We start from the raw sequence: 15619 nt of genomic DNA on the forward strand, positions 1-15619 counted from the left end.
TGTGCAATATGTACACTATTTGTGTAACTATTTATACTTGACTTTTTGCACAAAATGTGTTATTATTTACACAAAGGGTGAACATTATATAGGAGGTTCATTATGAATTTACCTGAAAAAATAAAAGAAGCAAGAAAAAAAGCAGGTCTTTCTCAGAAAGAACTTGCTCAGAAATTAGATATGAATTTAAGGACATATGGCTCTTATGAACGTGGTGAACGTGATGTAAGTACAGCTATACTCTTAAAAATATGTAAAACACTCAATATTTCATCTGATTATCTTCTGGGACGTAATGAAAATAATCATACCGAAACCGCTGTGGAATCAAATATAGGCGCTGTACTTCCACAGGATAAAATACGAATGATCCCTGTGTATGAAAGCGTTTCGGCAGGGTTCGGAGCGTATGCGGACGATTATATAACCGAATATATACCATTGTATATCGTTAATGATGAGGAAGCCGAAAATACTATGTGTATCGTAGTTACAGGCGACAGTATGTATCCTAAAATAGAAAACGGAGATAAAATACAGGTGCTGCGTCAAGACTGGGCGGAAAACGGACAGGTAGTCGTTGCTCTTATCGACGGCGAGAACGGTGTTGTCAAAAAAATAGAATATGATGATGATATAATACGTCTTATCTCTTTCAACCCTGAATATCAGCCAAGAGAATTTTCGGGTGCTGACCGTGAGCGCATAAGGATACTCGGAGTAGTCAAAACCATTATCAAAACATTGTAAGCATAAAAAAATCCCCGCCAGTACCGCAAATACTGACAGGAATAAAATAACAAGATTTCTCCCGTTACTTACAAATATATTATATCACTAAATTCGAGTAATGTAAAGTTTTGCAATAAAAAGTTTATATATGTCGAAATTAGTGACATTTAGGAGGAATTTTTGTGGGATATATTATTGCTTTGATAGCGATAATGTTCGTTATGGTGCTTTTCTTCAAGTTCTGGTTTATAGCTTTGCCGATAGCTGCTATATTAATTATCGCATTTATTGTGCTGAGAAGGCAAAATAAAAACAAACCGATGAGTAAGATAGATACAGTTGAAAAGACAAATGACAAAGTTATTAGTTACAATGAACCAACAGCACCAAAGCCAAAGAAAAAGCAGTCTGTCCCTAACAGATATGTTGTTATAGACCTTGAAACAACAGGGCTTAACCCACAGTATGACTATATCACAGAATTTGGAGCGGTGCTTGTTGAAAACTTTGAAATAATTGATACATTCGAGCAGCTTGTCAAGCCTAAGAAAAGAATACCCGAAGAAGTCGAAGATCTCACAGGGATAACAAATGAAATGGTCTCGGACGCACCAAGTATAAATATCGTGCTTCCGAAGTTCTTGAAATTTATCGGAAACGATATACTTGTAGGACATTACATAGAATTTGACAGTCAGTTTATTTCGGCAGCTTGTCAGCGTTTTAATCTGCCATACAAGAATAAAGTATGTGATACGCTGGAGCTTTCTCAACAGGTGTTTCCGAAACTTGAAAATCACAAGCTGAGTACGCTATGCAGAATGCTTAATGTCACCAATGACTCTGCCCACCGTGCATTGCCTGATGTGTTGGCAACTCAGCAGGTATTTGAAAAGCTGAGTAAAAAAGCAATGCCAACGATACATAATCATGCAAAATTCACGTTGAAAAAGAACAGCTATAACGTTCGCTACTCGGCAAAGACCAAAGCCATACAGCAGCTCCAAGAACTGCTTCTGGATATTACCGACGATAATATTCTGACCGATGATGAAGTTATGGAACTGAAAGATTGGCTTGAAAGCAATGACGAGTATTGTAATGACTATCCGTTCGACAAGCTGAAACGAATAATCGAAAACGCTTTGGAGGACGGCATATTGGAGCAATCTGAACTTGATGAAATGCTTGAGGTTTTCAATGATATCTGCAAGCCTAAGTTCGACAAAGACGTTTCGCCAGACGAGCTTATAGACCTTAATGGTAAGGTGCTTGTATTTACAGGTGAGTGTCAGCTCGGAGATATAAGTGAGATAACGCCCATATATGAAGATATGGGGGCAATCATAAGAAAAGCCGTAAGCGGCAAGACCGACTATCTTGTAATAGGTGCTTTTGGCAGTCCTGATTGGTCATACGGCAATTACGGCTCTGAGGTATTAAAAGCAAGGGAACTTCAAGAAGCAGGCAAGAAAGTAAAGATCATCAACGAGAATGATTTTCTTTCGGTTATATATAGTTGAGCTGACGTTTAGCAGCTTGCAAATTAGGTGGACAAAATAAATGTACAAAACCATAAAATCCAAAGCCTTTGAGCTTGTGAACCACAACAAAATATTTGAAGTGATGATAATAATACTCATTGTCATAAACACATCTTCCGTTGTGGCGGAAACGTTTCAGCTGCCCGATAATGTCAAAGGCATTATGTCAGTGATCGAAACTATATCAGTCATTATATTTACTTTTGAATACATATTAAGAGTATGGACAGCGGACACTTTAAAGCCTGAGCTTTCACCTGTAAAAGCAAGACTAAAATATGTTTTCAGCTTTATGGCTGTAATTGACTTGCTGGCGATAATGCCGTTTTACCTGCCTATGCTGATACCTATCGACCTGCGGGCGCTGAGGACACTCAGGCTTGTGCGGCTGCTCAGGCTGTTTAAGATCAATCGCTATACCAAAGCACTGTCAACTATCGCTGAGGTTTTTAAACGCAAGGCATCTCAGCTGATATCATCGCTGCTTGTGGTGGGATTGCTTATGCTGATAGCTGCACTTATAATGTACAACATTGAACACGAAGCACAGCCCGAAACCTTTACGAACGTTTTTCAGGCACTGTGGTGGAGCGTAGCCACATTGACAACAGTAGGGTATGGTGACATATACCCTGTGACGATAGCAGGAAAGGTGCTTAGTACAATAATCGCCCTGCTGGGTATCGGTCTTGTTGCTGTGCCGACAGGTATTATCACAGCGGGATTTTCAGAGGTCATTGACAAAGACGATGACAAAGATAAAAAATATTGTCCTTATTGCGGACATAAGATCGACTAATAAAAAAAGTCCTCCGAGCGTTGACAGCACTCAGAGGACATATGAACCGATGTTGACAGTATCGGCTCAGTTAAAATTCACACCCCAACCAGCTAAGAAAGGGCGAATTCTGCCCTTTTATTATAACATAACATTTTGTTGATGTCAACAAAACGATAAGATATGATAGGAGGAAATACAATGCCAATTTACAAAATGACGGACAAAAGCGGGAAGAACATCAAGAAAGACGGTCTGCAAAAATACCGTGTGCGTATCAACTACACCGATGCTCTCGGAAAGCAGCACCAGTTGGATCGTGTGACTTATGGAGCAGAGGCGGCTAAACAGCTGGAAATGCAGCTGATCCATTCGGTGAAGATCGAACAGCCTGCGCAGCGAATGTCAGTCGGTCAGCTTTACAGTGAATATCTTACCGCCAAAAAGCATGAGGTAAGAGAATCGACTCTTGAAAAAACTCAGACAATACTTTCTCAGCACGTTGTACCGATATTGTCGGACATAAAGCTGGACAAGCTTAATATACCTGTACTTGAAAATTGGAAAAGGAATATTGAAGATAAAGGACTCAGTATTCGCATGAGGAAGAATATCTACGGCGAGTTCAGAGCAATGCTGAATTACGCTGTTAAAATGGAGTATATACAGACTAACCCGCTGCTAAAAGTCGGCAATTTTAAAGCACCTATGGAGTTGCACAAAGAAATGCTTTTTTATACTCCTGAGGAATTTCATAAATTCATCACAGCCGCAAGAGAGTATTGTGAGAAGTCGGAAGCAAACGGCTCTCTGTACGATTGGAATTACTATGTTTTCTTCTGCACAGCTTTTTATATGGGTATGAGAAAAGGTGAGATCTATGCTTTGCAATGGACCGATATCAAAGGCGACAATATAAGCATTACGAAAAGCATAAGCCAAAAGCTGAAAGGGGAGGACAGGGTAACACCGCCCAAAAATCATAGTTCCGTTCGTACCATCGAAATACCCGAACCGCTTATAGAGGTGCTGAACAAGCATAGAGAGCGTTGTATGAGGCTTGACGGATTCCGTGAAAGTCAGTACATATGCGGAGGTGAACGCCCCATAAGGGACACCACAGTGCAGCATATGAACGAAAAATTTTCTTCTGCCGCAGCCGTAAAGCGTATTCGCATACACGATTTTAGGCACAGTCATGCTTCACTGTTGGCGAATGAGGGGATAAATATTCAGGAGGTAGCAAGACGTCTTGGACATTCAAATGTCGAAATCACACTCAAAACATACGCTCACCTTTATCCGAGAGAATCGGAACGTGCGATAGGTGTGCTTAACGGTGTAAAGTTATAAATCCACAAATCCGTGTAAAAAACGTGTACAAAAATAAAAGACCGCCTAAATAAGCAGTCTTTTAAAATCATGGTCGAGGCGACAGGACTTGAACCTGCGGCATCTTGGTCCCAAACCAAGCACTCTACCAAACTGAGTTACGCCTCGATTTTTATTATTTATTTTTCTCTGTCGTTTCTCTCATCTGACAGCTTAATTATTATAGCACACACAACCCGTTTTGTCAACACTTTTTTATCACTTCTACTTTTTCAACAAATTAATTCAAAATACCGCTGTTTTTATATACATTTACCACACATTCAGCGGTATTCTGATATAATTCGCTTTCAAAAAAATTGATTATTGATCCTTTTTCCTTTTAAAAACTACTGCCGTCAGAGCCGGACAGCATACATTTCCCTCTTCAAGATTGCCGTTCATTCTGCCGTTTTCGTCAAGGCAGCGGTAAAAACGTCCCCACGGAAGATTGAAATACTTATTCTCCGTATGCGGATTGAGTGCGACAACATAACATTCGTTCTCGTCCTCAAGCTTATATACAACAAAATTCCAGTCGCCGCTGTCAAGAAATTCAAGATGTGCGTCAACGTCGCCCTTAGTGCTGAGCCTGAACAAATGGCTGCTCTTTCTCAGCTTTATAAGCGCCTTGTAGAAATCGAAAACTTCCTTGTATTCCTGCTTTCTGCCCCACTTTATCGCATTGGTGAAATCCGGAGCATTATAGCTATTTTGGCTGTATATGTTCACCTCATCTGGAGTTTCTCCCTCTTCAAGCGCCCTCGGCTTTGTTCTGAGGAAATCCTGTCCCAGCTGAATAAAAGGCATTCCCTGCGAAAGTATAACTATGGCAGCCGCAAGCTTATCCATACGCACTCTCGATTTTTCAGTATAGTTCTTCGCCGATATCTGAAGCTTATCCCACAGCGTGTGATTATCGTGCGCCTCGCAGTAGTTCACAGTCTGAGTAGGTTCAAATGCCCAGCAAGCCTCAGGCACATCTTTAAGCTGATGATGAGGAACAGAACCTGCTATACCTCTTCTGAGGAATGACGCAGCGTTCTTGTTTCCGCTGACATATCCCATATCATATGGGTTGAACGTTCCGCCCTTTATAGCGTCACGGATATTATCGTTGAACAGACCTACCCTGCCGAACTGATAGGAATTCCACTTATAAGCCAGCTTATCAGCAGCCAGCGGAGATTCGCCTCCTGTCCAGCCCTCGCCGTACATAAGCAGCTCAGGGTCAAGCTTATTGAGTTCATCTCTTATAATGTTCACAGTTTCGATATCGTGCAGAGCCATAAGGTCAAATCTGAAACCGTCCACCTTATATTCCGTTGCCCAGAATTTCAGCGAATCTATTATAAATTTTCTCATCATCAGATGATCCGACGCAGTTTCATTTCCGCAGCCCGAACCATTTGAAAATGATCCGTCATTCCATACTCTGTGATAATATCCGGGGAAAGCCTTTTCAAAAGATGACTCCTCCGTAAAATAGGTATGGTTGTAGACCACGTCCATTATAACGCCTATACCGTTCTTATGCAGCGTCATGACCAGCTGCTTGAACTCATTTATCCTGCATTTCGGGTCTTCGGGATCTGTCGAATATGATCCCTCAAGGCAGTTGAAATTCTTCGGGTCATATCCCCAGTTGTACTGCGCCTTGTCGGGTCTGCTCTCATCAACGGTAGCATAATCCTCCACAGGCAGCAGATGAACGTGTGTGATGCCAAGCTCTTTTAAATGGTCAAGGCAGGTTTCGATGCCTTTGTTCCTTGTCCTGCTCTCACAAAATCCCAAATATTTTCCTCTGTGTTCAGGACAGACTCCCGAACTCGGATCTATGGAGAAATCCCTTACATGGCACTCATATACCACCGCCTCGCAGGCATTTGCACATTTTGGTCTTTTAACTCTGTCCCAGCCGTTAGGGTCGGTAGTTTTGAAGTCCACTACCGCTCCCCTGTCGCCGTTTACACCGCAGGCTTTCGCATAGATATCAATGGTTTCGTATCTTCTTTTTCCGTTGTCAAATTCATATGTGAAGGTGTAGAACTCGCCGTCGCAGTTTCTGAACAGCTCCACATACCATACGCCCTTATCCAATCTTTCAAGCGGCAGCGTTTCGATCTTGTTATCTCCCTTGCCGTCAAGATAAAGATTAAGATATACCCCCGACGCATATGGCGACCAGGTCTTGAAAAGCGTCCTGTCCTCCAGAATAGTTGCCCCTAAGTCATTTCCGTCATAGTAGAATTCTCTGTCTATTTGTCCGATGTTTAATTTATCCACAAAGGGACCTCCCGATAATAAAATTTCCTGCAGGATACGCTGTTCTATATGCTCTCGCCGATCATCTCGCCCTGCTTTACCTTAGTTTCATAACCCTCGGCTGTATTTTTCAGCAGATCAGAGCATACTCTGACCTTATCCTTTTCAAGGAGCAGCACGATAGTAGAACCGCCGAATTCAAAAAATCCCTTTTCCTCACCTCTTTTTACCTTATGAGGACCGAAAGGATAGTTATTCGAGATCTTGCCCACCATAAGTGCGCCGACCTCCATTTGAATGATATCCCCGAAATTGTCAGTTCTGAGCATACAGTAGCTTCTTGAATTTTCCTTATATACAGGTATATATCTGTTCACAACAGGGTTTACGGTATGCAGAAAACCGCTGATAAAGCGGTCATGGCTCTTCACGCCGTTTGCAGGATAGCAGTATCTATGATAGTCGTCCACCGAAAGTCTGATTATCAAAGCCGTACCGCCCATATATTTAGCGGCAAGCTTTTTATCCCTGAGCAGGCTCTCCACACTGTAAACCGAGTTTTTTATTACAAATATGTTTGAATTTGTAATGCTGTAAGCCGATATCTTTCCGTCAGCAGGAGATATGAGCATGGTATCGTCCTTGGTCACAAATCTTCTGCCGGGCTTGATCTTTCTTGTGAAAAAGTCATTGAACGATCGGTAATTGCACTGTTCGTAATCAAAAAGATCAATATTGTTCTTCTCTGCAAAATCCACGCTGAACCCTGCTGAGATCCTGCTGTTAAGTATATGTCTTGCACACTTTGAAAAAACAGGCAGGGATAGGAATTTCATAAGCGCTCTGCCTGCTGACGAACCGTAAGCGTCCGCAAGAAATTTATCCTGCGCTGTTGTAACGCTGTACTCTCCGTCCATTCTGTCACGATATTTCATATGACCGCCCTCTTTTCTTATATAGATCTATATAATATGATTGACTTTAAGATAGCCGAGGAAAATAAGCACACCCATTGTGAAAAGGATCAGTACGCCCTTCATTGAAAGCTTCTTTACATTTATCCTCAGTATGAAAAGGATAGAAATAAGTATCATAAAGGACTGGAAAACATATGGGAACACATTTACAGGTATATTATGCTTGCCCAGATACAGCAGCGGAAGAATGATCGCTACCGTTGTAACAGGCAATCCCTGATATTCCTTTCGGTTCTCGGTGGTTTCACGCTGTCTTTCCTCTTCCATAACGTTAAAGTAGCCAAGTCTTATTACAGCGCAAAGCACTATCATTATGGCTGATACTACTCTCAGCGGATAGACTGACGGATACTGATAGCCTATGACCGCAGGGAAAACGCCGAAGCACACCAGATCGCAGAGCGAATCTATCTGTATGCCGAAAACTTTTTCATGCTCGGTGCGGTTTTTCATACTTCTTGCGATCTTTCCGTCAAAGAGGTCGCATATTCCCGAAAGGAGAAGGCAGAGAAACGCTACCGACTCGTGATGTTCAAAGACCTGTGTGATACCGAACACCGATGATGCAAGTCCGATATATGTAAGTATAACAGAATAATTATAAAATCCTATCATTTGGCTCATTCCTTTTCATTGATAACCTTATTGTTTTCTTCATTTGATCCATTCGCATCGGCGAATTTCTTATCATTTCTGAGGACGATAATATGCGCTGCAAGCGTCACTATCGCACCTGCGATAAGCACAGCATAAAAGCTTATGCCTCTGCTGAGCAGAAGTGCAGGCTTTACCAGATCGTCGCCGAAGATGTTTCCGAACATCACCATAAAGCTGCCCTCGGTAACTCCTGCTGCGCCAGGCAGCGGCAGCATATCCACCGCCACATTTATCATAGTCTGGAGAGCAAGTATCTCCAGCAGGCTGTGTCCGCTCAGTCCATAGGCTTTATAAACCACCCATGTAACTGCGATAAGCGACAATCGCTGCACTATGGTTATAAGGAAAATATTCACTATGGTATGTATATTTTCCTTTATATATTCCGAACCCATTATATATGTATCGCAGATACGCATTATCTTTGAAACATATTTTTCATTGTTTTTAGGCTTGACTATCCTCCAGCCTGTAAGGAGATTCACTATTTTTATACCTGCTTTTCTCGCCCACAGCGGTTTAAAGAAGATAAACGCAAGGGCTGCGATAAACAGGATATTAAGAATAAATCCCAATATGAGCAGCCAGCCTAGCCTTCCAACATTATCCTTTACGAAACCGTAATTGAATATGAGGAAACCCAGTCCCAGCAGAACAAGCACAGCCTTATACGCAATGGTTATGAGCAGCATTATCAGCGTAGAAAAGCCGATCTTTATGCCGTCCTTTTTCATATAGTACATCTGTGCAGGCTGTCCGCCCGAAGAAGATGGTGTTATATAGCTGAAAAAGAAGCCTATAAAGGAATATTTCAGACATCTGAGAAAGTAAGTTTTCTGCCCTAGTATCCTCAGCATATAGTGTATGATCGCAGATTCGCCTGCGACAAACATAAACGCAAGGACAAGTCCTGCACCAAGCCAACGAACGTCAGCCATATGCAGGTCTGACAGGATCTCAGAAAATTCCTGTCCCGAAAACAGCAGTCTGAAAGTCAGCCAGAATATTACTGCGATAAACAGGAAATTCAGCAGATATTTCAGATTTTTCTTTATATTTTTAATGTTTTGTCACTCCAATCCGCATTGTGCGGAATTTTTCCGACAGCGTTTTTATTTTATATTTTTCTTTTTATTTGTATTTTTTGCCGCTGTCAATTCTGAACAAGCTTAAACTATCCAAGAAACGGCTGCCATATAGCAGAGGTTCACAACAAGCTGGATAATAGTAAATCTTGTTACCACCTGTGTATCAGACCAGCCTTTATTCTTTCTTTCGTGGTCGTGGATAGGTGTACGGATATTATCCATAAATTTCTTCATACCGAGGAAACGTCTGAAAGAAAGCTTGAGAAGTCCAAGACCGCCATCGATTATAATAACGATGCACATAGGGATAAAGCTGAGCGGTGCGGCTGAATTGAGGAAGAGTATTGCAAGGAACACTCCGAGCGCTCTTGAACCGGCGTCACCCATAAGCATTTTGCTTGGCGAGCAGTTGAACCAGAGGTATGCTGCCAGTGTGGCAAACATAATATAAGGTGACATTGCGCCGAAAACGCTTTTTGCAAAGCCTGTCATAAGGAGCATGACCGCAAGCACAGCCATTACAAGGGAGCTGCAAAGTCCGTCAACGCCGTCAGAGCAGTTAGTAACATTGATAGCAGTCCACACAAGCACGCCTGCGAGGATAATAAACAGAGCCGCAGGGATATGGACGCTTTCAACGCCGAACAGCAGGATACGGATATCCGAGCCGTTATAATGATAGTAAGTGAAAGCCACCGCAAGGGATATCACGAGGTCGCAAAGACCTTTTTTCACATTGCCCCATGGTTTTTCGGCAGCGTCATCGAAATAGCCTGTGAGCATAGCGCCGTAGATACAGGCAAGATATATAACGCTTTCGATCTCCAGCGGGATAAACAGAGCCGCACACAGGGTAAAAGTTGTCATAAACAGCAATCCGCAGCCTCTTGGCTTACCCTCGGAAAGCGCACCGTTGACAGCAAACTGTCTGCCCTGATCTTTAGGGAGGATACCTTTAAGGTGTTTCAGCACCAGAAATGTAAGAGCGAACGAGCAGAAAATCATCAGCAGCAGAAACAGCGCATAGCTCTTTGACAAGCCGAGTACATACGAGCCGTTAGCGAAGTCCGAATACTTTTCAGACAACTCACGTTCACACAACCACTTATAAACCATCTTCATCTTCCTTTACTGATTTTTAAATATACTATTATATTATACAACATAATCATTTAAAATGCAAATTAATCTATATGTCAAATTGCACAAAAATCCTCGGGCGGATGGCTCTATTCGGGACGCTCGACAAGCTCGCTGTCTGATGTGTGGTCTTTTACTTTGTGCTCGGAAGAAACCGAGATATGTCTTTTACTGAAAGTCCTCGCCGGACGGGCGACCTCACCGGTCGGGGTAATTCGGGACACTCGCAAGCTCGCTGTCTGGTCCTCGGGCGGACGGCTCAGTTCGGGACGCTCGGCAAGCTCGCTGTCTGTTGTGGGAACTTTTTATTTTGTGCTCGGAAGAAACCGAGATATGACTTTTACTTAAACCCACTTTGATGAGGTCTTGTTTTAGCTCTTTTCGGTTTGATGCGGTCTAATAATGATTTTTCTCAACGTTTCCGTAGGGGCGACCTGTGGTCGCCAGTTCACACCAACTCCGACTTCATTAAACTCTTATCTCACTTTTCAATTCCTGCACACAAATCATAAACACCGAACAAAGAAAAAAAGCAATCACAAACTATCAAACGCACAAAGCAAAGCAGTCGATCAAGCCCTGCGATAGAGGGCTGCCCCTTACTCGCCTTACGCACAAACTTCCCCGCAAGGGCTTGCCCCTTGCGCTGTCCTCGGGCGGACGGCTCGGTTCAGGACACTCGCAAGCTCGCTGTCGGCGGTGCGGTGCTTTTATTTAAAATTCTCTATTGACCCGAACACATCAGCAACTCCACAGCCACACCTAAATCATGCAGACATAAAAAAATATCCGATACCATTACTGATATCGGATATTGCCTCATCTGCCTGAGATTTGGCGCGGATTGAGAGATTTGAACTCTCGCGCCCCTTTCGAGACCTACTCCCTTAGCAGGGGAGCCCCTTCACCACTTGGGTAAATCCGCAAAAGTATGAGATATAAAAATTGCGGAATCAAATCCGCAAGAAAAATATTGGCGGACAGGGTGGGATTCGAACCCACGGTACGTTGCCGTATCACCGGTTTTCAAGACCGGCTCCTTAAACCACTCGGACACCTGTCCAATATTTATATCTGTTTTATTTTCTGTCGTTTGTGTTTCTCACCTGACGACTTAATTATTTTAGCACATTTTTATTCATTTGTCAAGCGTTTTTCGAGATTTTTTCAAAAAAATTTTCCTATGCTGTTCAAACACCGAAATTTCGGGAAATGGTGCGGATATTTTTTGCTTTTTATCCTTACGCTCCCCTGTTTTCACCTGTGTTTATTAAATAAAAAAATTACGCTGTCAGCGTATGACAAAAATAACCTGCTGTGATATAATCAACATATACAGATATCAATTTTACAGGAGGAATACATATGAAAAAAATTTCAGCTTTGATACTCTCGGTAATAATTTCGATCTGCACTATGACTTCCTGCGGCAGCGAAAATGACACAGTATCAAGCAAGGTCACAACATCTTATTCAGCGCCCGAAACCACCATAGCAGACAGCTCAGAGGACGATGAAGAAATCCCTCAGCAGGAGCAAGATCCCTTTAAGACAGAAGTTCTTAGCAAGCTTAATGCCGCCAAAGAAAAGCTGGACGCTTTTGATTTTGACGAAGAAAACGTTAAAGACGGTATTTCAGGAACTATCACTGCCGTCTGCACAATAACTATTGATGATACTTCAACAGAAATGTTATGCACTTTCTATCCGTCAGATGACAACAAGATATACCGCACATCATTGAAATACAACGATATGCTGGCTTGTCTGAGCGAATTTTATACTGACGAAACTTACACACAGTTCAAATCCGACTCTGAGATAGCAGCCATTGACAGGAGCAATATCAAAAAGATGCTTTATGCCGGTGCGGTCATGGACATAGAAAATCTGAATGATGATATAATCTATGAGATATACGACAGTCTTAATATGAGCCTTGAAACATACAGAGCGACAGGATCGCCGCTGATAAATTCAGAATATATCACCGCAAGTTTCAACAACAATGCTTACACGCTCCTCGTAGCCGATGATGTTGACCTCATGCTGTCATTGGAGGTAGAGGACATTGGTCATTTCAATCAATCGGCGAGCAAATTTGACAAGCCGAACTGGTATGGTCTTGAAGTCTGAAATATAAAACAAATATCCCGATTTTACAAAGTGAAACGTAAAATCGGGATATATTTTTGTCTAATAACAGTTTATGTTAAATTAAGCCTTCATAGCCTCTTCAACAGCAACTGCGCAAGCAACTGTTGCACCAACCATTGGGTTGTTGCCCATGCCGATAAGACCCATCATCTCTACGTGTGCAGGAACTGATGAAGAACCGGCAAACTGAGCGTCGCTGTGCATTCTTCCCATTGTATCTGTCATACCGTAAGAAGCAGGACCGGCAGCCATGTTATCTGGGTGGAGTGTACGTCCTGTACCGCCGCCTGAAGCTACTGAGAAGTACTTCTTGCCAGCATCGATTCTTTCCTTCTTATATGTACCTGCAACAGGGTGCTGGAATCTTGTTGGGTTTGTTGAGTTACCTGTGATAGAAACGTCAACATTTTCCTTCCACATGATAGCAACGCCTTCTGTTACGTCGTTAGCGCCGTAGCAGTTTACCTTTGCTCTGAGGCCTTCTGAGTATGCCTTACGGAATACTTCCTTAACCTCACCTGTGTAGTAATCCATCTCTGTTTCAACATATGTAAAGCCGTTGATTCTTGCGATGATCTGAGCAGCGTCCTTGCCAAGACCGTTAAGGATAACTCTCAGAGGCTTCTTTCTTACCTTGTTTGCCTTTTCAGCAATACCGATAGCGCCCTCAGCAGCAGCGAATGACTCGTGACCTGCCAGGAATGCGAAACACTCTGTTTCCTCTTCAAGAAGCATCTTGCCGAGGTTACCGTGACCAAGACCAACCTTTCTCTGGTCAGCTACTGATCCAGGGATACAGAAAGCCTGAAGGCCCTCACCGATAGCAGCAGCAGCGTCAGCAGCTCTTGTGCAGCCCTTCTTGATTGCGATAGCGCAGCCTACTGTGTAAGCCCACTTAGCGTTCTCGAAGCAGATAGGCTGAATGCCTTCAACGAGCTTGTAAATGTCAAGACCCTTAGCCTTACATACATCAGCGCATTCCTCGATCGTCTTGATATCGTACTTAGCAAGAACATCGAGAATCTGCTTTTCTCTTCTCTCATATGATTCAAATAAAGCCATCGTACTAATCCTCCTTATTCTTTTCTTGGGTCAACGATCTTAACAGCGTCAGCTACTCTGCCGTACTGGCCCTGAGCCTTTTCAAATGCTGTGTTAGCGTCGTCGCCTGCCTTGATGAAGTCCATCATCTTGCCGAAGTTTACAAACTTATAGCCGATGATCTCATTGTCTTCATTAAGAGCAATACCTGTAACATAACCGTCTGTCATTTCCAGGTAACGTGGTCCCTTTGCAAGAGTACCGTACATAGTACCGACCTGTGAACGGAGTCCCTTACCGAGGTCCTCAAGACCAGCGCCTACTACAAGACCGCCCTCAGAAAAAGCACTCTGTGAACGTCCGTAAACGATCTGGAGGAAAAGCTCTCTCATTGCTGTGTTGATAGCGTCACACACGAGGTCAGTGTTAAGAGCTTCAAGAATAGTTCTTCCAGGGAGGATCTCAGCTGCCATAGCTGCTGAATGTGTCATACCGGAACATCCGATAGTTTCTACCAGAGCCTCCTGAATTACGCCTTCCTTTACGTTAAGTGTAAGCTTGCATGTACCCTGCTGAGGTGCACACCAGCCGATACCGTGTGTAAAGCCTGAGATATCCTTGATTTCCTTAGCCTTCACCCATTTAGCTTCCTCCGGGATAGGAGCAGCGCCGTGAGCAACGCCCTGTGCGATAGGGCACATTGTTTCAACTTCGTGAGAATAAACCATTATTTACATAACTCCTCTCAAGTAATATAGTATAGTTTGTAACATACACATCAATGCATTTACATACAAATATATTATAAACCATATTCCGCTTTTTTTCAAGTCATTTCGCAGTATTTTAATATATTTTACATATTTAATCAAATTTGATTTCCGACTATTGCCGTTGTTTATGGGACTTCACAAGAAATAAGGGATCGGAAAATGCCTGAGCATACGGCTCTGCACTCTCCGATCCCTTATTCACCTTATCATAATTCTATAACAAATATGATTATAAGCTTTATCCCCAGTAGGATCTCCAAACGTTGAAATAACCCCACGGAATTTTGAAAGTATATGCGATCTTGCTGCTGTTTGTATAGTAGCTTCTGTTGCACCAGTAATAAACGTTATAGTCGTTCTTGATGTTCTTGTATGTTGTCTTTCCGTAAACTGCGCCCCATACTGCAAGCTTTACCTTCTTAGGAACTCTTGAATATGTTGCACCATCTCTTGTAAGACCTGCACTTGACATAAATCCGCCGCTGTTATAGATAACAGACTGGATATTTGAATAGTTTCTGTAATATGGCGCCCAGAGTGAATTTTTTGAATACTTTGCGGCAACGTAACGGTTTGCAACGCAGTCTGCAACGTAAACGATAGGCTTATCCCAGATATCGCTGTTTATCTGACCTACCTCGTGATAAACGATACGGCACATAGCTTCCCAGCCGCCCTTATCGTAGTTCATTCTTGCAGTCTTGAGTTTCTGAACTGAGGAATATGCAGAATACTTGTTGCCTGCATAAACTGCTCTTACTCTGAAAGAATACTCTGTTGTTCTCTTAAGATTCTTTACAGTTGCGCTTGCGGCAGTTGTTGAAGCACACTTTTTCCAGTTCTTATACTGACCGCCCTTGATGTAAAGCTCATAGCTCTTAGCGCCTGATGTCTTTTTCCAGTTTACAATAAGAGTATTAGTCTGCTTATTGTATGGGTGGTTAGCTGTGCTTTCATATGTCTTTTCCGCAACGAATGACGGAACTGCATATGCTGCAGCGCTTGCTCCCATTTCAGAAATGCCTGACATAACTGTAAGCACTACCATTGCCATTATAAGCATAAGCGTTCTTTTCAATGTACTGATACCTGTTGT

13 protein-coding genes and 3 tRNA genes are annotated in these 15619 nt (G+C 42.6%); 5 read left to right on the top strand and 11 right to left on the bottom strand.

The window, feature by feature from the left end; translation table 11 throughout:
* The first annotated feature begins 102 nt into the window (after positions 1–102).
* From Q0E19_RS04595 to Q0E19_RS04610, 4 genes are all read left to right on the top strand, one after another.
* Entirely contained in the window at positions 103–750 is a 648-nt protein-coding gene (locus tag Q0E19_RS04595; protein WP_294407853.1) for an XRE family transcriptional regulator, read from the top strand.
* Positions 751–914: 164 nt separating this feature from the next.
* Positions 915–2255 carry an exonuclease domain-containing protein gene (locus tag Q0E19_RS04600; RefSeq protein WP_294407855.1) on the top strand — a complete coding sequence of 447 codons (1341 nt, stop codon included), beginning with the start codon at positions 915–917 and terminating at the stop codon, positions 2253–2255.
* Positions 2256–2295: 40 nt separating this feature from the next.
* Entirely contained in the window at positions 2296–3075 is a 780-nt protein-coding gene (locus tag Q0E19_RS04605) for an ion transporter (protein WP_294407857.1), read from the top strand.
* Positions 3076–3255: 180 nt separating this feature from the next.
* Entirely contained in the window at positions 3256–4407 is a 1152-nt protein-coding gene (locus tag Q0E19_RS04610; protein WP_294407858.1) for a site-specific integrase, read from the top strand.
* Between the two features lie 70 nt (positions 4408–4477).
* Here Q0E19_RS04610 and Q0E19_RS04615 read toward each other — a convergent pair.
* From Q0E19_RS04615 to Q0E19_RS04650, 8 genes are all read right to left on the bottom strand, one after another.
* Positions 4478–4554, bottom strand: a tRNA-Pro gene (locus Q0E19_RS04615).
* A gap of 195 nt (positions 4555–4749) precedes the next feature.
* The gene (gene pulA, locus Q0E19_RS04620; RefSeq protein WP_294407859.1) at positions 4750–6711 is read right to left on the bottom strand and encodes a type I pullulanase; all 1962 of its coding nucleotides are present in this window, start codon (positions 6709–6711) and stop codon (positions 4750–4752) included.
* Positions 6712–6755: 44 nt separating this feature from the next.
* A complete protein-coding gene (locus Q0E19_RS04625; RefSeq protein WP_294407860.1) occupies positions 6756–7625 on the bottom strand; it encodes a phosphatidylserine decarboxylase in 870 nt (289 codons plus the stop codon).
* 27 nt (positions 7626–7652) lie between these two features.
* Positions 7653–8282, bottom strand: a complete 630-nt coding sequence (locus Q0E19_RS04630; protein WP_294407861.1) for a CDP-alcohol phosphatidyltransferase family protein — start codon at positions 8280–8282, stop codon at positions 7653–7655.
* Between the two features lie 5 nt (positions 8283–8287).
* Entirely contained in the window at positions 8288–9388 is a 1101-nt protein-coding gene (locus Q0E19_RS04635) for a lysylphosphatidylglycerol synthase transmembrane domain-containing protein (protein WP_365904661.1), read from the bottom strand.
* Positions 9389–9493: 105 nt separating this feature from the next.
* Positions 9494–10528, bottom strand: a complete 1035-nt coding sequence (locus tag Q0E19_RS04640; RefSeq protein ID WP_294407863.1) for a phospho-N-acetylmuramoyl-pentapeptide-transferase — start codon at positions 10526–10528, stop codon at positions 9494–9496.
* An 859-nt stretch (positions 10529–11387) separates the two neighbouring features.
* Positions 11388–11477 (bottom strand) — tRNA-Ser (locus tag Q0E19_RS04645).
* A 49-nt stretch (positions 11478–11526) separates the two neighbouring features.
* Positions 11527–11615, bottom strand: a tRNA-Ser gene (locus Q0E19_RS04650).
* Positions 11616–11917: 302 nt separating this feature from the next.
* Here Q0E19_RS04650 and Q0E19_RS04655 point away from each other — a divergent pair.
* Positions 11918–12688, top strand: a complete 771-nt coding sequence (locus Q0E19_RS04655; RefSeq protein WP_294407866.1) for a hypothetical protein — start codon at positions 11918–11920, stop codon at positions 12686–12688.
* 81 nt (positions 12689–12769) lie between these two features.
* On the opposite strand, the gene Q0E19_RS04660 is transcribed toward Q0E19_RS04655, so the two are convergent.
* The 3 genes from Q0E19_RS04660 to Q0E19_RS04670 form a co-directional block, all read right to left on the bottom strand.
* Positions 12770–13771, bottom strand: a complete 1002-nt coding sequence (locus tag Q0E19_RS04660) for a GGGtGRT protein (RefSeq protein ID WP_294407867.1) — start codon at positions 13769–13771, stop codon at positions 12770–12772.
* Positions 13772–13785: 14 nt separating this feature from the next.
* On the bottom strand, positions 13786–14478 hold the full coding sequence (locus Q0E19_RS04665) for a hypothetical protein (RefSeq protein WP_294407868.1): 693 nt from the start codon (positions 14476–14478) through the stop codon (positions 13786–13788).
* 283 nt (positions 14479–14761) lie between these two features.
* Positions 14762–15601, bottom strand: a complete 840-nt coding sequence (locus tag Q0E19_RS04670; RefSeq protein ID WP_294407870.1) for a fibronectin type III domain-containing protein — start codon at positions 15599–15601, stop codon at positions 14762–14764.
* Between the last annotated feature and the right edge of the window lie 18 nt (positions 15602–15619).

This window comes from uncultured Ruminococcus sp. (assembly GCF_934476685.1).
Taxonomy (GTDB): Bacteria; Bacillota; Clostridia; order Oscillospirales; family Ruminococcaceae; genus Hominimerdicola.